Source organism: Enterobacter sp. SA197 (assembly GCF_054131575.1).
In genome coordinates this window covers 2,583,848-2,604,157 of record NZ_CP096393.1, presented here as the reverse complement: position 1 = coordinate 2,604,157, position 20,310 = coordinate 2,583,848, and the positions used below count along the sequence as shown (strand labels likewise).

Here is a 20,310-nt window from a genome sequence, read left to right as displayed (position 1 = left end):
CAATAGCCGCCATTTTGCACATCATGGATAACAACGACTGTATGCACCTGCCAACCCAGCATCTTGAACTTTTAAGCCCTGCCCGTGACGCCGCGATCGCTCGCGAAGCTATTCTGCACGGGGCGGACGCGGTTTACATTGGTGGACCAGGGTTCGGTGCCCGCCATAACGCCAGCAACAGCTTGCAGGACATCGCGGCGCTGGTGCCCTTTGCCCATCGCTATGGCGCGAAGGTGTTTATCACCCTGAATACTATTTTGCATGATGATGAGCTGGAACCTGCCCGTAAGCTGATAACGTCGCTTTATGAAACCGGCGTCGATGCGCTGATTGTGCAGGATATGGGGGTCATGCAGCTTGATATCCCACCCATTGAACTGCATGCCAGTACGCAGTGTGATATCCGCAGCGTTGAAAAAGCTAAATTCCTCTCGGATGTTGGCTTCAGCCAGATTGTGCTGGCGCGCGAGCTGAATCTGAATCAGATCCGCGAAATCCATCAGGCCACAGATGCCACCATTGAGTTCTTTATTCACGGCGCCCTGTGCGTGGCCTATTCCGGGCAGTGTAATATTTCGCATGCTCAGACCGGTCGCAGCGCTAACCGTGGTGACTGCTCGCAGGCCTGTCGACTACCCTATACCCTGAAAGACGATCAGGGCCGCGTGGTCTCCTACGAAAAGCATCTGTTGTCGATGAAAGATAACGACCAGAGTGAAAACCTGGCCGCACTCATCGATGCCGGTGTGCGCTCCTTTAAGATTGAAGGGCGTTACAAAGACATGAGCTATGTGAAAAACATCACTGCTCACTATCGCCAGATGCTCGACGCTATTATTGAGGATCGCGGTGACTTAGCGCGATCCTCGGCGGGGCGTACCGAGCACTTCTTTATCCCCTCAACGGATAAAACCTTCCATCGCGGCAGCACCGACTATTTCGTCAATGCGCGTAAAGGGGACATCGGTGCCTTTGACTCGCCAAAATTTGTTGGCCTGCCTGTTGGCGAAGTCCTGAAAGTGACCAAAGATCATCTTGACGTGCAGGTCACCGAGCCGCTGGCTAACGGCGATGGCCTCAACGTGCTGATTAAGCGAGAAGTTGTGGGCTTTCGTGCCAATACCGTCGAAAAGACGGGTGAAAACCGTTATCGCGTCTGGCCCAATGAAATGCCGGCTGACATGTACAAGGTTCGCCCGAACCATCCCCTCAACCGTAACCTTGACCACAACTGGCAACAGGCGCTGACCAAAACGTCGAGCGAGCGCCGCATTGCGCTGGATATTGCACTCAGCGGGTGGCAAGAGCAGTTGGTACTGACGCTGACCAGTGAAGAGGGCGTTACCATTACGCATACGCTCGATGGCCAGTTTGACGAGGCGACCAACGCGGAGAAAGCGCGAAACAGTCTGAAAGAGGGGCTGGCAAAACTGGGGCAAACTCTCTTTTATGCTCGCCAGATCGACATCAACCTGCCGGGTGCGCTCTTTGTGCCCAACAGCCTGTTGAATCAGCTGCGCCGTGAAGCGGTTGAGATGCTGGACGAGGCCCGGCTGGCGAATTACCGGCGCGGCACCCGTAAACCTGTTTCCGTGCCCGCGCCGGTCTACCCGGATACCCACCTGACGTTTTTAGCCAACGTCTACAACCACAAAGCGCGTGAGTTTTATCAGCAGTACGGTGTAAAACTCATTGATGGCGCGTTTGAAATGCACGAAGAGAAGGGCGATGTCCCGGTGATGATCACCAAGCATTGCCTGCGCTTTGCATTCAATCTCTGCCCGAAACAGGCAAAAGGTAACATCAAAAGCTGGAAGGCCACGCCGATGCAGCTGGTGCATGGCGATGAGGTACTGACGCTTAAATTTGACTGTCGTCCGTGCGAAATGCACGTAGTTGGGAAAATTAAAAATCATATTCTGAAAATGCCGTTGCCGGGAAGCGTAGTGGCGTCGGTCAGCCCGGAAGAGTTGATGAAGACACTGCCTAAGCGTAAGGGTGGGTAATTAAAAGAAACGGCAGCCTGGGCTGCCGTTTCTCGTTGTAGTGCAGCAACGCCGGACTAATGCGCCCTGAACCCCGCCGACGCCATCAGTACACGAAAGAAGAGCCCGACCAGCGCCAGCGCCATCACGCTACCGCCCCAGATTATGACCAGCCATAACAGGCGATACCAGAGAGAGTGATGCATCAGTGATAACCCTCCCCGTGTTGCACTTTGCCGCGAAAGACGTAATAGCTCCAGAAGGTATAGACCAGGATCACGGGAATAATTAACAACGCGCCGACCAGCATAAAACCCTGACTTTGCGCAGGTGCCGCCGCTTGCCAGAGCGTAATCGCTGGCGGAATAATATGCGGCCAGATACTGATCCCAAGCCCGGTAAAGCCGAGAAAAATCAGCCCCAGCGTGAGAACAAAAGGCAGATGGTGATGCTTCGCATCGTAAAGCGTACGCCACTGCCACAGGCTCAACACCGCAACCAGCACGGGGACAGGCAGCAGCAGGAAGAGGTTCGGCAGACTAAACCAGCGCCCGGCGATGGAAGGATGAATAAGGGGCGTCCAGAGGCTGATGATCGCAATAACCCCCAGCAACACCATCAGCAGCTTCCTGCTGAGATGGCGCATGCTTACCTGAAGGCGATCCTCGCTTTTCATCACAAGCCAGGTTGACCCTAAAAGCGCATAAGCCACCGTCAGGCCAAGGCCGCAAAAGAGGGTGAAAGGGGTCAGCCAGTCAAACGGGCCGCCCGAATAGGTGCGTGCAACAACCGGAAACCCATTGATCACCGCGCCGACCACTATGCCCTGCGTGAAGGTTGCCAGGAGCGATCCGCCCATAAATGCCTTATCCCAGAAAGGTCGATGAGCAGGGGTCGCTTTAAAGCGGAACTCAAAGGCGACGCCACGAAAGATGAGCCCAATCAACATTAAGGTGAGCGGAATCGTCAGCGCATCAACGATCACCGCATAGGCCAGTGGAAACGCGCCAAAAAGCGCAGCGCCTCCCAGCACCAGCCAGGTCTCATTGCCATCCCATACTGGTGCCACACTGTTAACCATAACGTCACGATCCTCTGCGCCTTTTACCAGCGGAAAAAGGATGCCAATCCCGAGGTCAAACCCGTCCATGACGATATACATCAGCGTGGCGAATACGATGATTACAAACCAGATAAGTGAAAGATCGATACCCATTACGGCTTCTCCTGGGTCAGAAAGTCAGGGCCAGCGGCCGAGAGAGGTCGGGCGGGGCGGCCATCGTTCTCGTCAGGGTAGGACTCGTCTTCCTGTGGCCCCTTTTTAATCAGCCGCACCATGTAGCTGTAGCCAACACCGAACACCGAGGTGTAGACGAGGATGAAACCCAGCAAACTCACGCTCATGTGCAGATCGCCATGAGCAGAAACGGCGTCTGCCGTGCGTTGTAAGCCATACACCACCCAGGGCTGGCGTCCCACTTCGGTGGTTACCCAGCCCGCAAGGATAGCAATTAGACCGGATGGCCCCATCAGCAGGGCAAACCATAAAAAAGGACGCGAGCGGTAGAGACGCTGTTTATAGCGCAACCATACTGCCATCAGGCCCAGCAAAATCATCAACATGCCGAGTCCCGCCATCACGCGAAACGACCAGAATACGAGGGTGGAATTCGGTCGGTCTGCTTTGGCAAACTCCTTCAGCGCCGGAACCTGTTTATCCAGACTATGCGTAAGGATCAGGCTGCCAAGCGCAGGTATTTCGAGTCCGTAGCGGGTACGCTCCTGCTCCATGTCGGGCAGACCAAACAGCAGCAGAGGGGTGGGTTCACCAGGTACATTCTCCCAGTGGCCTTCAATCGCGGCAATTTTCGCCGGCTGGTGTTCAAGGGTATTGAGGCCATGCATATCCCCGACCATCGCCTGGATAGGGGCAACGATAAGGGTCATCCACAGCGCCATAGAAAACATTGTTCGGATGCTCTGGGTACTGTTGCCGCGCAGCAGGTGCCAGGCGGCAGAGGCTCCAACGAACAACGCGCTACTGAGAAAAGCGGCAATCGACATATGGAACAGGCGGTACGGGAACGAAGGGTTAAAGACCACCGCAAACCAGTCCACAGGGACAACCTGCCCGTTAACAATCTCATAGCCCTGAGGGGTCTGCATCCAGCTGTTAGAGGCGAGGATCCAGAAGGTGGAAATCAGGGTTCCCAGCGCCACCATACAGGTCGCGAAAAAGTGTAATCCCGGCCCGACCTTACGCCAGCCAAATAACATTACGCCAAGAAAACCCGCTTCCAGGAAGAATGCAGTGAGCACTTCATAGGTGAGTAGCGGGCCGGTTATGCTCCCGGCAAATTGTGAAAACCCGCTCCAGTTCGTACCAAACTGATAGGCCATCACCAGGCCTGACACCACGCCCATGCCAAAGTTAACGGCGAAAATTTTTGCCCAGAAGTGATAAAGAGAGTGCCAGACAGGATTACGGGTTTTTAGCCATAAGCCCTCCAGCACCGCCAGAAAGCTGGCAAGGCCAATAGTGATCGCCGGGAAAATAATATGGAAGGAGACAGTAAACGCAAACTGGATCCTTGCCAGGTGAAACGCATCAAGACCAAACATGCACAACCTCAAAGTCAAACGCTGTACCTGTTATGGTAAAACGGCAAAAAACGAACTGTCAGAGGCAATAATGTGAAATTTAACCATAACAGTTTCCTGAATTCTGCTATTTTAAGGCACCTGATATGATCGTACCGGGGCAGGAAGAGGGTGATGAAAAAATATCAACGGCTGGCACAACAGATAATTGAGCAAATTGAGCTGGGGGCCTGGCGTCCCGGTGAGCGGCTACCATCCCTGCGTGAGCAGGTCGCAAGCAGCGGCTACAGCTTTATGACCGTCGGCCATGCCTATCAGTTACTGGAAAGCCAGGGCTATATCACCGCGCGTCCCCAGTCCGGTTACTATGTTGCGCCGCGATCGCATCGCCCGCAGCCCGCGCCCGCAGCTCAGGTGCAGCGCGACGAAGCGGTCGATATTAACACTTACATTTTCGATATCCTGCAGGCGAGCCGGGATGCCTCGATTCTGCCGTTCGGTTCCGCTTTTCCTGACCCGCGGCTCTTTCCGTTGCAGCAACTTAACCGCTCGCTTGCCAACGTCAGCAAGAGCGCCACTGCGGTCAGCATTATTGAAAATCTGCCGCCGGGGAATGCAGCGCTGCGTCAGGCTATCTCACGCCGCTATGCGCAGCAGGGGATGAAAATTCCTGCTGATGAGATTGTTATCACTGCCGGGGCGCTGGAAGCGCTGAACCTCAGCCTGCAGGCTGTCACCGAGCCCGGCGACTGGGTCATCGTAGAAACCCCTTGTTTCTACGGCGCACTGCAGGCGCTTGAGCGGCTGCGGTTAAAGGCGCTGAGCGTGCCAACGGATGTCCATGAGGGTATTGATATGGCAGCTCTGGAAGACGCGCTGAAAACCTACCCGGTCAAAGCCTGCTGGCTGATGCCAAACAGCCAGAATCCGCTGGGATTTACCCTCAGTCCGGAAAAGAAAGCGCGTCTGGTTTCATTATTGACGGAACATGGCGTAAAGCTGATAGAAGATGATGTGTACAGCGAGCTCTATTATGGTCGGGAAAAACCGCTGCCCGCAAAGGCATGGGATACCAGCGATATGACACTGCATTGTTCGTCATTTTCTAAATGCCTGGTGGCGGGGTTTCGCATCGGTTGGGTGGCGGCGGGTAAACATGCCCATCGCATCCAGCAGTTACAACTGATGAGCACGCTTTCGACCAGTTCGCCTATCCAGATGGCACTGGTCGATTATCTGGATACGCAACGCTACGACACTCACCTGCGACGTTTGCGGCGAGCGCTTGCAGAACGTAAACAGCAGGCGTGGCAGGCGCTGTTGCGTCATCTTCCGGCGGAAGTCAAAATCCATCGCAACGAAAGTGGCTATTTTTTATGGCTGGAATTACCGGCCCCCCTGGATGCCGGAGCGCTGAGTGAGCGTGCGCTGGCTCATCAGGTCAGCATTGCACCCGGTAAAATGTTCTCAACTGCCCGTGAACCCACCCCCTTTTTCCGCCTCAATACCTCGTGGCAATGGGGGGAGCGCGAAGAGCGGGGAATTATGTTATTAGCAGCGCTTATTCAGGAAATGATGGAATAAAACTGTCCGGCATGCTTCTTATTTTCACAATGCGTTCTTCTTTATTCAGAAATAAGCAGAATAAAAAATAAAGAAGCGCTTCATTATTTTCTTTACTCCCCACTAACCTATTCATACGAAATTCGCATAGCTCACAGGCAGTGCTTTTCCCCGCTAACCTGTTGTCTATACTCCAAAAGACGGACCACCTGAGGCTTCATCCCTTAAGGCAGTGCGCTACCGGTCACAACATCGCGAAATTTCTCGCGGGTGGGGTTCGGCGCGTCAGGCAGCCGTCTACTTTTAAAACAGGAGATATTTTTACGGCAGGGCGGCCGCTCATTTCATTGCGACAGGAGTAAAACGTATGAGCAAGAAATTTGCCCTGAGCTGCCTTGGTGCGCTGGGCATGACCATCGCAACTGCACAGGCTGCTGAACCGACAGAAATTGGCAAAGGAGAAGGGCGGCTGGATATTATCGCCTGGCCGGGATACATCGAGCGGGGCCAAACCGATAAGGCCTACGACTGGGTGACGGCCTTCGAAAAAGAGAGTGGTTGTGCCGTCAACGTAAAAACCGCCGCCACGTCCGATGAGATGGTAAGCCTGATGGCGAAAGGCGGCTATGACCTGGTGACCGCCTCTGGTGACGCCTCGCTGCGCCTGATCATGGGCAAACGCGTCCAGCCGATAAACACCGCGCTCATTGCCAACTGGAAGACCCTGGATCCGCAAATTGAAAAAGGGGAATGGTTTAACGTAGGCGGCAAGGTTTATGGCACACCCTACCAGTGGGGGCCAAATCTGCTGATGTATAACACCAACACCTTCCCGACACCGCCGGACAGCTGGGCAGTGATTTTTGTGAAACAGGATTTGCCGGACGGCAAGAGCAATCAGGGTCGTGTTCAGGCCTACGACGGCCCTATCTATATTGCTGATGCGGCGCTGTTTGTGAAAGCAACCCAGCCGCAGTCAGGTATTAAAGATCCTTACCAGCTCACTGAAGCCCAGTATCAGGCGGTACTCAACGTGCTGCGCGCTCAGCATGGCCTGATTCACCGCTACTGGCATGACACTACCGTGCAGATGAGTGATTTTAAAAACGAAGGGGTGGTCGCCTCCAGCGCCTGGCCCTATCAGGCCAATGCGCTCAAAGCAGAAAAACAGCCGATTGCTACCGTGTTCCCGAAAGAGGGGGTCACCGGCTGGGCGGATACCACCATGCTGCATGCTCAGGCCAAACACCCTAACTGCGCCTACAAGTGGATGAACTGGTCGCTGACGCCGAAAGTGCAGGGGGACGTTGCCGCCTGGTTCGGCTCGCTGCCGGTGGTGCCACAGGGGTGCAAAGCCAGCGAACTGCTGGGGGAAAAAGGATGTGAAACCAACGGTTACAGCTTCTTTGACAAGATCGCGTTCTGGAAGACCCCGACCGCTGAGGGCGGCAAGTATGTACCGTACAGCCGCTGGACCCAGGATTATATTGCCATTATGGGTGGACGTTAACCGGGCGGGAGCTTTGCATGACTTACGCGGTAGAATTTCAGGATGTCTCGCGGTTGTACGGTGATATCCGCGCGGTGGACGGCGTCAGTCTGGTGGTGAATGACGGCGAATTTTTCTCAATGCTGGGGCCATCCGGCTCCGGCAAAACCACCTGCCTGCGGCTGGTTGCAGGCTTTGAACAGTTAAGTGGCGGCGCTATCCGTATCTTCGGGCGCGAAGCCAGCGAACTGCCCCCCTGGGAGCGTGACGTCAACACGGTCTTTCAGGACTACGCGCTCTTTCCGCATATGTCGATTCTCGATAACGTTGCCTACGGTTTAATGGTCAAAGGCGTCGATAAAAAAACGCGTCATGCCAGTGCCCGTGAGGCGCTGGAGAAGGTGGCGCTGGATTTTGTTCATGCCCGTAAACCATCGCAACTCTCCGGTGGTCAGCGGCAACGTGTCGCCATCGCCCGTGCGCTGGTCAATCGACCCCGCGTGCTGTTACTTGACGAACCCCTGGGGGCGCTGGATTTAAAACTGCGTGAACAGATGCAGTTTGAGCTAAAAAAACTGCAGCAGGATCTGGGCATCACCTTTATTTTTGTCACCCACGACCAGGGGGAAGCCCTGTCGATGTCCGATCGGGTCGCGGTCTTTAATAATGGCAGGATAGAGCAGGTGGATACGCCGCGTGAGCTCTATCTGCGCCCCCGCACCCCCTTTGTGGCCGGGTTTGTGGGGACGTCAAATGTGTTTGATAACACCCTTGCCGGAAAACTTTGTGCCATGCAGGGTACATTCTCACTAAGACCTGAACATATCCGGCTGAACCAGCCTGGAGAGGTTCAGGTTCAGGGCGTGGTGCAGGCCGTGCAATATCAGGGAGCCGCCACGCGTTTTGAACTGAAACTGGCCGACGGCGTCAAGCTGTTGGTGACCCAGCCGAACCTTTCAGACGCCCTGTTACCACCCTCACTGGAGCCGGGCCAGAGGGTGCTGGCCTCCTGGTCGCGTGACGCAATGGTGCCGTTGCAGGGAGTCGCCTGATATGGACGCGCGCGTTTATCCTCAACCGGCACCCGGACGTCTGAGTCGTTTCTTCTGGCGCAGGCCCTCGCTGGGTTTGTTCCTGTTATTGTTTGGCCCGCTGATGTGGTTCGGCATCGTCTATTTTGGCTCGCTGCTTACTCTCCTCTGGCAGGGGTTTTATACCTTTGACGACTTCACCATGTCGGTGACGCCGGATCTGACGCTGGCAAATTTATGGGCGCTCTTCAACCCGTCCAATTACGACATCATTCTGCGCACCTTGACAATGGCGGTTGCAGTCACCCTCGCCAGCGCCATTCTGGCCTTTCCGATGGCCTGGTTTATGGCGAGATATACCAGCGGGAAATGGAAAGCGTTCTTTTATATCGCGGTCATGCTCCCGATGTGGGCGAGCTATATCGTAAAGGCCTATGCCTGGACGTTACTGCTGGCTAAAGATGGCGTCGCCCGATGGTTTTTAAGCCATCTGGGGCTGGAGCCGTTGCTGGCTGCATTATTAACGCTTCCTGGTATTGGTGGTAATACCTTATCGACTTCGGGACTGGGGCGATTCCTGGTGTTTGTCTACATCTGGCTGCCGTTTATGATCCTCCCGGTGCAGGCCGCGCTGGAACGGCTGCCGCCCTCCCTGTTGCAGGCTTCTGCCGATCTGGGCGCGACACCCCGGCAAACCTTTCGTCATGTCGTTCTCCCGCTGGCGATACCGGGTGTGGCGGCAGGATCAATTTTTACCTTTTCACTGACGCTCGGTGATTTCATCGTTCCGCAACTGGTCGGCCCCCCCGGCTATTTCATTGGCAACATGGTCTATTCCCAACAGGGAGCGATCGGCAATATGCCAATGGCCGCCGCCTTTACCCTGGTGCCCATCCTGTTGATTGCCCTTTATTTGTCGTTTGTGAAACGTCTTGGAGCATTCGATGCACTCTGAAAGCGCACCCTGGTTTCTGAAAGTGGCGGCATGGGGGGGCGTGCTCTTTCTGCACTTCCCGTTATTGATAATCGCCATCTATGCTTTTAATACCGAAGAGGCCGCATTCAGTTTCCCGCCGCAGGGGCTGACGCTCAAATGGTTCAGCGTAGCGGCGACAAGGGGAGATATTCTCGATGCGGTGACACTGTCACTTAAAGTGGCAGCACTGGCGACTTTAATTGCACTGCTCCTTGGCACGCTTGCTGCAATGGCTCTCTGGCGAAGCACATTCTTTGGGAGGAATGCCATCTCGCTGTTGCTAATGTTGCCTATTGCATTGCCCGGCATCGTGACGGGGCTGGCGCTGCTGACGGCCTTTAAGACGGTGGATCTGGAACCGGGTTTTTTCACCATAGTGACAGGCCATGCGACTTTCTGCGTAGTGGTGGTCTTCAATAACGTCATTGCCCGTTTTCGCCGTACCTCCTGGAGTCTTGTGGAGGCCTCGATGGATCTTGGGGCGAACGCCTGGCAGACCTTCCGTTATGTGGTGCTGCCAAACCTGGGGTCGGCTCTGCTGGCCGGAGGCATGCTGGCGTTCGCGCTATCGTTTGACGAAATTATCGTGACGACGTTTACCGCCGGTCATGAACGTACCTTACCGCTCTGGCTGTTAAATCAGTTGGGCCGGCCGCGTGATGTTCCGGTCACAAACGTGGTGGCTCTGCTGGTCATGCTGGCGACGGCGCTGCCTATCCTGGGCGCGTGGTGGCTGACCCGTGACGGTGAAACCGTCGCTGGTTCCGGCAAATAACTGACAACTTAATAAGGATAGCCCTATGCAACATCAATTATTTATCAATGGCCAACTGGTCAACGGCGAAGGGGAAAAGCAGGCCGTTTATAATCCGGCTACCGGTGAGGTGTTGCTGGAGATAGCGGAAGCTTCCCCTTCGCAGGTCGATGCCGCGGTTCTGGCAGCGGATGCGGCTTTTAAAAGCTGGGGGCAGACCAGCCCGAAAACGCGCGCGGCCTGTCTGCTTGAGCTGGCGCAGGTGATTGAAGACAATGCAGAAGCACTGGCGACACTTGAATCGCTCAACTGCGGCAAGCCGTTGCACTGCGCGCTTAATGATGAGATACCTGCCGTGGTGGACGTGTTTCGCTTCTTTGCCGGCGCGGCTCGCTGTATGAACGGGCTGGCGGCGGGGGAATATCTGGAAGGACACACCTCGATGATTCGCCGCGATCCGGTTGGGGTCGTTGCCTCTATTGCCCCCTGGAACTACCCGCTGATGATGGCCGCCTGGAAGCTTGCTCCGGCACTGGCGGCCGGTAACTGCGTAGTCATTAAACCATCGGAAATTACACCGCTCACCGCGCTTCGTCTGGCGGAACTGGCAAAGGATATTTTCCCGCCAGGTGTGCTCAACGTACTCTTCGGTCGCGGCACAACCGTCGGCGACCCCCTTACCGGTCATGAAAAAGTGCGCATGGTCTCTCTGACGGGTTCGTTTGCAACCGGTGAGCATATCATCAGCCACACCGCCCCCTCGATTAAGCGCACCCATATGGAGTTAGGCGGCAAAGCACCGGTTATTGTGTTTGATGATGCCGATCTGGATGCGGTTGTGGAAGGCGTGCGGACCTTTGGTTTTTATAACGCCGGGCAGGATTGCACTGCTGCCTGCCGTATTTATGCGCAAAAGGGAATTTATGACCAGCTTGTGGAAAAACTCGGTGCGGCGGTCGCCAGCCTGAAAATGGGCGCACCGGAAGATGCCACCACTGAGCTTGGGCCGTTAAGTTCAGCAGCCCACCTGGCGCGAGTGGCTAAAGCAGTGGAGGATGCAAAAGCACTGGCACACATCAACGTCGTCACCGGAGGTAAAAAACGTGACGGAGCGGGTTATTACTTTGAACCAACCCTGCTTGCGGGCGCAAAACAGGACGATGCTATTGTGCAACGTGAAGTCTTCGGGCCGGTGGTGAGCGTCACCCTCTTTGATGACGAAGAGCAGGTGCTGGGGTGGGCCAACGATTCACAGTACGGACTGGCGTCTTCTGTCTGGACAAAAGACGTTGGCCGGGCGCATCGCCTGAGCGCCAGGCTGCAATATGGCTGTACCTGGGTTAATACGCACTTTATGCTGGTCAGCGAGATGCCGCACGGGGGGCAGAAACTCTCCGGTTACGGCAAGGATATGTCAGTCTATGGGCTGGAAGATTACACCGTGGTGCGTCACGTAATGATAAAACATTAACGGGCTGCGGGTGTCGGGGCAGCATGCCCTGACACCCGTACTCACGACTACAACCTTGATGCCAGCGCCAATACAAGCTGAACGGCCAGCAGTAACAGCGAGACTTTAACCCAGGAAAGCTGGCGGTATTTTTTATGCTTAAGGCCAAAAACCTTCAATGCTTTCTCTTTTTTCAGCAAAAATTTGCCCACCAGACCAAGCCATAACATATTAGCCAGTGACACAAGCGGGAACAGTAAACCGAGCCAGGGAAGCGCTTTGTCTGCCATCAGGGCGATAAGGATACGAGCAGGCCAGAATACTACTAACGACAGCAGGGAAAGGAGGCGGAATAACAGACCGGGCGGCTGATAACTGTATGGGACCGCCAGGATAAGCGATGTAATAGCCCAGCTTCCCACCACACATAACACCACGCCCCACAGGCGATTTTTGAACGTGTCAGACATGCCTGCGGAAGTGCCGGTGCCTGGGGTGCCGAAGGGACTTTGTGTCGGGGCAGCAGCAGGCGTGCTTTGCCAGGCAGGGGGAGTGTCAGTGCTGTCGTCCTGATTTTTATAATCAGAACGCCAGGTTCTGTCCGCTTCCTCTTGTGTGTGATAAATCCCGTCCGAGCCCTGGTAAATATCCGCACCGAAAACGTTCTTGCCTTTGTAATCTGAACTCATGGTTGATTTCTCTTTATTATTGATGCGCTTTGGCCGTTAAACCCGCAACGTTAGCCCCGGGAACGGCACAGCTGGCAGGTCGGTGTCATTAAAGTATCAGTCGTCGTCCTTTTCAAGCTCTTAAACTTTATAGGCTTCCTCGTCTGCACCCTTGTTACAAGTGAACGTCAGGGGAAAGAAAAGCATGGCGGACGCTGGCCACGCGATGGGATAGAGTGGTTCAAGAGAGTGAAAGAGCAGGTGCTTCACCGGCAGTGATGACGCACCCGGCCATATCATCAAGAATGTAATAGGAGCGTTATCGGCTTTATTGCAAAAATCGAATAACGATATAAATATTGCGGTAATTCTCACGATTTATCTTTTTGCTACTGTCAATAAACGTAAAGATAGTTTATCTCTAATGGTACGTTTCCTGCACCAGCAGTATTAAGGCGTTTCATAAAATATAAAACAAGACGAACCGTAGACAGACCTTATCTGGCCTTATTGTCATATTAAGTTAATTGATCCGACAACGAATCGTCACGGCCTGCTACTGATAATGTCGCGTTTTTTCATCGGGCTGGGGATAATTTAATGAGTAAGTTAGTGGTGATACTGATACCCGGCGGTGCGCCTGAGTATTTGACGGTTGATGATGATCAGAAAAGCATTACCTGGTTCAACAGCGCAGAAGTTCCAGGTCATGCTGGTTATATGCTGCCGATTGAAACCTATTTTTGTGAAGGGGAAGAGTTTCATTTTGCACGGATAGAGAGTTTGCCTGAAGGAGAGGAGGCATCCACCATTTCTTATTTAACTGCCCAAAAAACAGATGCGCTGGCAGGGCTTATGTCCAGTTTCAGGCAGGGTATTGCTGTTATTAGTCAGATTCTGAATATTGATGGCGGCAAAAGAATAAGGGCCAAATAAGCCCTTAACATTATAAGTATGTGCAGGCTATCGTTTCAGGATATTTTCATTTTCCCGTGGTGCCCAGTCCTTTTCTGAGAAATCATATAAGGAATAAGGCTGATCGCGTAAGCCGTTGGCACGCAGGATGCCGCGTACATCAGCAGGCAGGTTCTCTTCGCGAAAGAGTTCAGAGATAACAAACATAGCGTCGCTGAAAGAGAGCTGTTTAACTTCAAAGGGTTTCCAGCCGGTACGCTTAAAAATAAGGTGGTAAAGCGCTTCCTCACCAGCCAGCGAGACATAAGGGCTGGCATATTTTTCACGGTGGCGTGAGAGCAGAACTTCCAGAATGAAAATATGTGCGATGCGCTGTTTGGCGGCGTTACCCCTTACGCTGTCGTCGTTGGTCATATCCTCGTGTGTGATGTCATTGTTTTCACACACTCGTAATTCTATGGCATGCCACAGATCGTCAAACTTTTGCATAGCATTAACCCTGTATAAAATGATTTCTTACCCGTAAAGAATATCAAAAATGCTGCCTGTGCGCTAAAGAAGAGCAGGGGGATAAGCCGTAAATAATGAGACATTCTCAGTACAGGTTAATTCAAAAAGTTGAATGACTGATTATATTGAGCTTTAAGTTAAATTAACGCGCGCTACGTTTATGCCCTGAGAACAAGGCCGGTCGTTCGCGAGGTCATCAGGACCGATTACCTTATAATCGAAATAAAACGTGGATGCTTCTGCTACAGGACAGACGATGAGATACAGAAACCTGGTGGCAATCTTTTTTGTGACAGTTGGTGTTTTTGCTGCCGCCTACAGCCATGCCGTAACGCCAATTAACGATGAGCAAATTAAAAAGCGGATTGTTGAGGTTTCTATTGCCGCCTATCCCGGTCCCTGTGCTTGTCCCTTTAATCAAACCCGAAATGGTAGCCTTTGCGGTAAGCGAAGCGCCTGGAGCAAACCCGGCGGCTACGCCCCTATCTGCTATGTCAGTGAGGTCACACCGGAAATGGTGAAAGCCTGGCGTGCACAGCCTGGCAGACGGGCGAGCGTAGCACCCGGGAGTAAGCCGTGACCTGGACGAAAGGGTTACATTGGCTAACATCTACGTTGTAAAAACCGCATTTTATGTGAATAAAACTTGATGTGCGTCAACAAAACGAGCATATTGCGGTCGTTTTGTTTTCAAAATATTAGTGCGGGCTATGACGCTTTATCAAAAAATGTTGGTTTTTTACGCTATTATGGCGTTGATTTGTTCAGTGATTACCTGGTTTCTCTCCAGCGATCGCAAACGCATCCGTTTTCTGAGCGCGTTTCTGGTAGGGTCGACGTGGCCCATGAGTTTTCCCGTGGCATTACTGATCTCCATCTTCTGATGTTTTCCATTATTCCTGCCAATGCGTGACGGCGCAGACATTACAGAAAGGCACTCTTGTGCAACATAGGTCTGCAGATGTTTTCCACGGAAAGGAGGCAGAAGATGGACCTGTATTTCTGGATGCTCGTTTTTTATGCGGTGATGGCAGTGGTGGCCGGAGTGAGCACGTGGTTTCTGTCGAAAGAGACCCGGCGTATGAAAGCATTGAGCGCGCTACTGATAGGCGCAACCTGGCCCCTGAGCTTTCCGGTGGCACTGGCATTTTCTCTGTTATAGATGAAATGCGTAAAGAAAATGACCCGACACACCTCAGTGGCCGGGTCATTTTTTTATGGCAGTAAGGCTTTGAGCTTCTTACGCGCCGTCGTGGAAACGTCGAGCGGATGGCTGTACCCCATGTTTTCAACCGCGCGACTGTACAACGCCACCAACCAGTCATAGACATAGCGGGTTGCCGCATGGACCGGCTGATCACCTAATCTTGTCAGACGTTCACCCGTCACTACCGGGGCCGAAACGAAAACAGGCGTCCCCTTCAGCACGCGGCTGGAAGGGCGTTCAGAGGGCTTCACGGCGGCATAACCAAGCCAGGCGACAAAGTTCCCCGTTTCAGCATACAACTGCGCGGCGCAGGCGGTGTCGCGCTGCATGGTTTTCTGCAACTGTTCCGGCAGCCCCAGGCGATAGCTGGAGACAATCACGATTTCAGCCATTTGTCGCAGGGTTGTAGGCGTTACGCCCAGGCGGGCTGCATTATCATCGTTACGGCTCCACTGGCGAACATGATTCACCCACATGGCATGGGCCTGCTGGCCCACATCGCGTGAGGTATGCAGTTGCTCCCGGTTATCCGTCGACTCAGCAAAGAGATCGATGGCTTCATTAAACAGGCCGCTGACCTGCTCTTCACGCGGTTGCTGCACTTTCCATAAATTATCAAACTGCTGCATGTCCGGCATCATGCCCTCCAGCAGCTCCCCGTGACGGGAAGCATGCGCCTGCAGCTCCCGCACAACGGCTTCGGCACGGGCCTTTTGCGCACTGTTTTCTTTAGCCGGTGTTGTCACCCAGGCCTGCATGAGATCGTGGAGAGCAGCATGATGTCGCTCGCGCAGCGCATGAAGGCGATTTTGCCGAAGCGCAGGCGCGGTGGCCTGCGCCAGCCATTCCAGCACCCGTTGCAGACTGCTGGAATCCAGCGCCTGCAGTGTACCCCAGTGCTGGCCGGGTTTGCCCACCAGTTGCTGAATAACCTCGTCAAGATTCTGCCCACCGGTAAATCGCGCATCGTGTGGCGTAATAGTCCAGACCAGACCCGGAAGCGCGGCCTCCTGGCCTGACTGCGTCTCCTTCACCCAGTGCAGTAGTGCCCTGGCCGTGGCTGATGTCTCACTGCGTTGCGAGGTAGCGTTGCAGATGAGCAGGACATCCGGTTGTAAAGACTGGCGATAACTGTCGAGTAACCAGCGGCATTTACTGTTCCATAAGGGATCACCCTCTGCTCTGGTCGGAGTCGGAATATCAAGAATATCGACATTCTCCAGCACGCTCTCTTCGACCGGAAGCACCAGCTCTTTGGTCAGCAGGGCAAGCGTGGATAACGGAATACTGACTGCGTTTTGCAGTTGCGCCTGCGACCACGGGTGCACCACCACCTCGCTGGCGACCTCTTCAAAGGACGAAGCAGCGGGGGTAAGGAAACCTTCTGTCGGCAGCGCGAAGTTATCCACCAGCAGGCTCAGCGGTGCCGCAAGCTCAGCGGCATTACCGGTCTGATGCAGGGTGTGGGCCAGCGATAACCAAAGCTGCGTCAGTTCCTGATGTTCACCCCATAACAGAGACCAGGCGCTGGCGCGGGCGCTCAAGTCCAGCGACGGCAGCAGGCAGGCAAGTTCATACCAGAGCGCATCATCCAGATGCTGTTGGGATGCCGGCACGCAGGTACGCCAGAAACGACCGATAGCCCCGACCTCCTCAGCGATTAACCCCGGAACGGGGTTGGGCTGACGCAACGCACGCCATTTAGCAATACGATTTTCTGCCACCGACTTTTCCACGCGTCGCAGATCGGGCATCGTCTGGGCGTGAACGATAAAAATCTGCACCAGGTCCGCTTCACTGATGAGGCGCAGACGCAGCGGGAAATTCTCATCCACCGCCTCATGATGACGGCTAAAGCGCAGCGCCATGCGGGTCAGCATATGGCCGGGGTTGATATGGGTGAAATAATCCAGCGTTTTCTCGCCAGGCTGAACATTTAATCGTCCGTTGCCGCTCTGGCAGAGCGCACCCAGCAGATGGGCTTTGGCAGCCTGGGAGTGGCCATAAAGCCCGACAGTGCAGGGCGCACGCGCGGCCTCATCCAGGGCATGTTCTTCTGCCGCGCTGGCGGTCAGACGGGCCAGCAGCGCATCGGCATCATCTTCCAGCAAAGGAGAATGCTGGCGGTTCTCATTGATCCATGCACGAAGCGCCTGGGTTGTGTTCATGCTCGCACTCATTTCAGGTACACACTCCCGCTGTCGATCCAGTAATGGCTGCCGCTGTGGCGGCGATCGGCCAGCGTATTCAGTTTGAAGGTTAGCGCGTCGGCAGGAACCGGCGTGCCATCCTGAAGCCAGGCTTCGCTAAGCATAAAGGACTCCGGTCCTTGATGCTTATTGCCACCACTAAACTGTAAACGCACATTCAGGACGCCATCACCGGCGATGGTTTTTGCCAGTTCGGCGGAGTTGATACTCAGCGTATAGAGTGGGGTGGCAGGCCACCGCGCATTGGCAAGCTGGCGGAATCCCAGCGTAATATTGCCGCGCAGTGGGAAGTGCAGACGGGCATCCAGTTTGGCGTTGGGCTTATCCAGATCGATGTCGTGATACCAGATATTCTCATCACGCAAGGTATTCACCACATTGTCCAGCACGCCGAGATAGCGCACGGTGGAGTAGGCACCAATGTCTGCCGCTTTGAAGTTAAAACGCGGCAGACGGAGATCGAGCGCCAGGCTGCATAACATCGCGCCTACTGCCGCTGTGGATTTCGGGTTGCCTATCTTGCCCTGCTGACTGAACGGATACCACTCATGTACACGGTATTTATCAAGCCAGATCATCCGGTTAACCGGAACAGGTTGCAGGTGACGAATCAACGCCTGCACCCCTGGCAGACAGCCCGGACGGCCCATAATCAGCAAGACATCGCAGCAGTAATGGCTGATAGCCTCGCACACCGCGTGTAAGGGGGCGGTGAGAGTGAACTGCCCGGCGAGCATGGCCTCCTGCAATTCCCGGAAATTAACCTGAAGCGGGACGCTGAGTACGTCGAATTCCGGTGAACCAGAGGGGAGCGCATGATCGATAGCCTGTCTTAAGTAGTTCATGACATTGCGGGTAGGGCGCTGGGTAAGCAATTCACCAAAAGTGGCATGTAAACCGGCTAACGGATCGTTGATATCGCTCTCTTCCCAGGCCGCCAGAATCGCATGACCGACAGGCATAAACAGCTGCAATGTGGTCTGCTGGCGCAAAATTGCCTGCGTATCAATGCGACCTGAATCACTGAACAAGGTTGCCATCAGGGAGGCCGCATCCGTAATGCCAGCCTTTTGCAGTTGCGTTTGCATCGCGGGCAGGACGCAGCGCTGGATAATATCCAGCAGAATGTCATCGCCGGCTACCTTAAAGCCCTCGCGGAACAACAGCTGCGGCGTGATTTTGACGTTGCTGCCAGTGCCATCGTCCAGTTGATAATGGGTGATGGCCATATCGGTAGTACCGCCACCGATATCCAGCGAGGCGACCCGTAGCGAGCGGCCTGCTGGCATCCCTTCGGGCTCTGCTCTGTCCGGGCGCGCCTGAGCGGCAAAGAAGGTTTCCGTCTGGCCGGAATAGCGAGAAATGGCTTCGTTATAGAGCCACACCAGCTGACCGCAGCTGGCTTCATCCCACTCCATCTGAATACGCGGAACCGGCACCACGCTCTTATCCTGGTGTTTGCGGTTAGCAAAGTCCTCGTCCTGCGGGTGCCAGCCCATCGCTTTCCAGACAATCGCTATCGCTTCAAACATGCGGCGACGGAAGATCTCACGCTCCTGCTTAGGCATTGCTGAGGGTAACGTAAGGATAAGGGTACGCAACTGGCGGGGCGATGCCGGGAAACCCAGCCGCAAGCGGGTTGCCACGCTGTTCATCTGTCCGAGCGCTTGCGCCAGAAGTTCGCAGAGCATATGGGTCATCAGCGTGCTGCGGCTGTACTGCGGCGAGAAGACCGGCAGACGTTCGTCCAGCGGCAGGGTATAGAGCGGCTGACCTTCATCATTCATCAGATTCATCAGCGGGAACGCCGTTGCCAGCGGTTCGCGCTGGGTTTTGCTGTTCATCTGACTAAAGCGCCAGTCCTGTAATACTGGCGTCTCATCCCACAGATAACGACGCGGGCTGGAGATGCCGCTATTGCCCTCTGTACCCAACCGCTGCATGGCCAGCTTACGGGCTTCATCGCCGACACGAACAATAGACGGCCAGACGAAAGCATCTTCACGACCGCTTTCTACGGAGAAATGCTGTTTGCCAAAACGGGCTTCAGAGAACTCAAGGCGACTGGTAAACAGCGGCTCATTAAGGAACTGGGGCTCGCTCAGAGAACGAACCTGAAGCTCCGCTGTCTGGCGCAGACCGTCGTTGGCATCGCCATGATCTTCGATGATAACGCCGCATGTATGGGTGTTACCGACGTCGAGAATAAGATCAACCGGGATCGCAGGGGTACTGAGGGTGTGGGTGACAATTTTTACTTCCGGCACCTGAAGCTGTGTGCCGAGCAGCGTGAGCAGGTTCAGCCAGTGGGACTGGTATTCAAAGCCACGCATCGCCTGCGCTATGTCGCGCTCGCTGCGCGTATCGTTCTGGCTGGCGTACTGAAGAAAGGCTTCCCGCAACCAGCCGTCAACCCAGGTTTGATCAAGAAAGTCGGCAACCTCATCATCGCGCCAGGCCAGCGAAAAACGTGTGCCGTTGAGAATGTCGTTTTCCTGCGGCGCAAGGGCCGAAGGGGAGTTACCGTTGATCTGGCTGTCCAGCGCAAGGGTGACACGGTGGGTATTACCGGCCCCGTCCGGGGCAGTGAGTTTACGGATCTGTACCCGCGCCCAGTTGTCCGGCCCCTCCACGAAGGTACGTGGCGGGTTAAAGCGCAGAAACGGAATGGGCAGCCATATGCCATCCAGGATGGCAAGGGAGGTGTGCAGCGACTGGGTGCTTTCAGGCTTCACGACTTCGGGCTGACTGCCATGACGGCCCGGCAAGGTGTACCGCTCGTTAACCAGATCGTAATCCAGTCGCAGGAGCGGGCCATTTGCCGTTTTACGCACGAACCGACCGCTCTGAGCCGACTCCTGTGGCGTCAGGCCAAAATCGAGAAACTGCACGCCACTGTTGGCAATCAGGGTGACGCTCTGTTTGTAATCGCAAAGATTAACCAGCATAAA

General features: G+C 54.6%; 18 protein-coding genes. 11 read left to right on the top strand and 7 right to left on the bottom strand.

Going from position 1 to position 20,310, the window contains the following annotated elements:
- Positions 1 to 41: 41 nt before the first annotated feature.
- A complete protein-coding gene (locus M1D91_RS12185) occupies positions 42 to 2,006 on the top strand; it encodes a peptidase U32 family protein (protein WP_437433501.1) in 1,965 nt (654 codons plus the stop codon).
- Between the two features lie 56 nt (positions 2,007 to 2,062).
- Here the strand turns inward: M1D91_RS12185 and M1D91_RS12180 are convergent, their stop codons facing one another.
- The 3 genes from M1D91_RS12180 to M1D91_RS12170 are packed head-to-tail and all read right to left on the bottom strand — an operon-like array spanning position 2,063 to position 4,607.
- Positions 2,063 to 2,191 (bottom strand): DUF2474 domain-containing protein, encoded by a 129-nt coding sequence (locus M1D91_RS12180; RefSeq protein WP_437433500.1) that lies wholly within the window; start codon positions 2,189 to 2,191, stop codon positions 2,063 to 2,065.
- Complete coding sequence (gene cydB, locus M1D91_RS12175) at positions 2,191 to 3,201, bottom strand: cytochrome d ubiquinol oxidase subunit II (protein ID WP_437433499.1); 1,011 nt, start codon at positions 3,199 to 3,201, stop codon at positions 2,191 to 2,193. The genes M1D91_RS12180 and cydB overlap by 1 nt, the downstream gene beginning before the upstream one ends.
- Positions 3,201 to 4,607 carry a cytochrome ubiquinol oxidase subunit I gene (locus tag M1D91_RS12170; RefSeq protein ID WP_437433498.1) on the bottom strand — a complete coding sequence of 469 codons (1,407 nt, stop codon included), beginning with the start codon at positions 4,605 to 4,607 and terminating at the stop codon, positions 3,201 to 3,203. The genes cydB and M1D91_RS12170 overlap by 1 nt, the downstream gene beginning before the upstream one ends.
- Positions 4,608 to 4,760: 153 nt before the next feature.
- On the opposite strand from M1D91_RS12170, the gene M1D91_RS12165 reads away from it, so the two are divergent.
- The 6 genes from M1D91_RS12165 to patD all read left to right on the top strand — a co-directional run bounded on the left by M1D91_RS12165 (position 4,761) and on the right by patD (position 11,870).
- On the top strand, positions 4,761 to 6,170 hold the full coding sequence (locus M1D91_RS12165) for an aminotransferase-like domain-containing protein (RefSeq protein WP_437433497.1): 1,410 nt from the start codon (positions 4,761 to 4,763) through the stop codon (positions 6,168 to 6,170).
- 346 nt (positions 6,171 to 6,516) lie between these two features.
- Entirely contained in the window at positions 6,517 to 7,659 is a 1,143-nt protein-coding gene (ydcS, locus tag M1D91_RS12160; protein WP_437433496.1) for a putative ABC transporter substrate-binding protein YdcS, read from the top strand.
- 17 nt (positions 7,660 to 7,676) lie between these two features.
- On the top strand, positions 7,677 to 8,690 hold the full coding sequence (locus tag M1D91_RS12155) for an ABC transporter ATP-binding protein (RefSeq protein WP_437433495.1): 1,014 nt from the start codon (positions 7,677 to 7,679) through the stop codon (positions 8,688 to 8,690).
- A 1-nt stretch (position 8,691) separates the two neighbouring features.
- Positions 8,692 to 9,624 (top strand): ABC transporter permease, encoded by a 933-nt coding sequence (locus tag M1D91_RS12150; protein WP_437433494.1) that lies wholly within the window; start codon positions 8,692 to 8,694, stop codon positions 9,622 to 9,624.
- Complete coding sequence (locus M1D91_RS12145) at positions 9,614 to 10,420, top strand: ABC transporter permease (protein WP_437433493.1); 807 nt, start codon at positions 9,614 to 9,616, stop codon at positions 10,418 to 10,420. The genes M1D91_RS12150 and M1D91_RS12145 overlap by 11 nt, the downstream gene beginning before the upstream one ends.
- Positions 10,421 to 10,445: 25 nt before the next feature.
- Positions 10,446 to 11,870, top strand: coding sequence for an aminobutyraldehyde dehydrogenase (gene patD / locus M1D91_RS12140; protein WP_437433492.1), 1,425 nt, complete (start codon positions 10,446 to 10,448; stop codon positions 11,868 to 11,870).
- A 47-nt stretch (positions 11,871 to 11,917) separates the two neighbouring features.
- On the opposite strand, the gene M1D91_RS12135 is transcribed toward patD, so the two are convergent.
- The gene (locus tag M1D91_RS12135; RefSeq protein ID WP_437433491.1) at positions 11,918 to 12,538 is read right to left on the bottom strand and encodes a hypothetical protein; all 621 of its coding nucleotides are present in this window, start codon (positions 12,536 to 12,538) and stop codon (positions 11,918 to 11,920) included.
- 579 nt (positions 12,539 to 13,117) lie between these two features.
- On the opposite strand from M1D91_RS12135, the gene M1D91_RS12130 reads away from it, so the two are divergent.
- Positions 13,118 to 13,453 carry a hypothetical protein gene (locus tag M1D91_RS12130; protein ID WP_437433490.1) on the top strand — a complete coding sequence of 112 codons (336 nt, stop codon included), beginning with the start codon at positions 13,118 to 13,120 and terminating at the stop codon, positions 13,451 to 13,453.
- A gap of 27 nt (positions 13,454 to 13,480) precedes the next feature.
- Here M1D91_RS12130 and M1D91_RS12125 read toward each other — a convergent pair whose 3' ends face one another.
- Positions 13,481 to 13,921, bottom strand: a complete 441-nt coding sequence (locus tag M1D91_RS12125) for an ECs1072 family phage-associated protein (protein ID WP_437433489.1) — start codon at positions 13,919 to 13,921, stop codon at positions 13,481 to 13,483.
- A 277-nt stretch (positions 13,922 to 14,198) separates the two neighbouring features.
- Between M1D91_RS12125 and M1D91_RS12120 the strand changes: the two genes are divergently transcribed.
- The 3 genes from M1D91_RS12120 to M1D91_RS12110 all read left to right on the top strand — a co-directional run bounded on the left by M1D91_RS12120 (position 14,199) and on the right by M1D91_RS12110 (position 15,104).
- A complete protein-coding gene (locus M1D91_RS12120) occupies positions 14,199 to 14,522 on the top strand; it encodes a hypothetical protein (protein WP_437433488.1) in 324 nt (107 codons plus the stop codon).
- A 130-nt stretch (positions 14,523 to 14,652) separates the two neighbouring features.
- A complete protein-coding gene (locus tag M1D91_RS12115) occupies positions 14,653 to 14,826 on the top strand; it encodes a GhoT/OrtT family toxin (RefSeq protein WP_437433487.1) in 174 nt (57 codons plus the stop codon).
- Positions 14,827 to 14,930: 104 nt separating this feature from the next.
- Positions 14,931 to 15,104 carry a GhoT/OrtT family toxin gene (locus tag M1D91_RS12110; protein WP_437433486.1) on the top strand — a complete coding sequence of 58 codons (174 nt, stop codon included), beginning with the start codon at positions 14,931 to 14,933 and terminating at the stop codon, positions 15,102 to 15,104.
- Positions 15,105 to 15,157: 53 nt separating this feature from the next.
- Here M1D91_RS12110 and M1D91_RS12105 read toward each other — a convergent pair whose 3' ends face one another.
- Together M1D91_RS12105 and M1D91_RS12100 are read right to left on the bottom strand one after the other, a co-directional pair.
- On the bottom strand, positions 15,158 to 17,329 hold the full coding sequence (locus tag M1D91_RS12105; RefSeq protein WP_437433485.1) for a virulence factor SrfC family protein: 2,172 nt from the start codon (positions 17,327 to 17,329) through the stop codon (positions 15,158 to 15,160).
- On the bottom strand, positions 17,326 to 20,307 hold the full coding sequence (locus M1D91_RS12100) for a virulence factor SrfB (protein ID WP_437433484.1): 2,982 nt from the start codon (positions 20,305 to 20,307) through the stop codon (positions 17,326 to 17,328). Before M1D91_RS12100 ends, M1D91_RS12105 begins: the two co-directional genes overlap by 4 nt.
- Between the last annotated feature and the right edge of the window lie 3 nt (positions 20,308 to 20,310).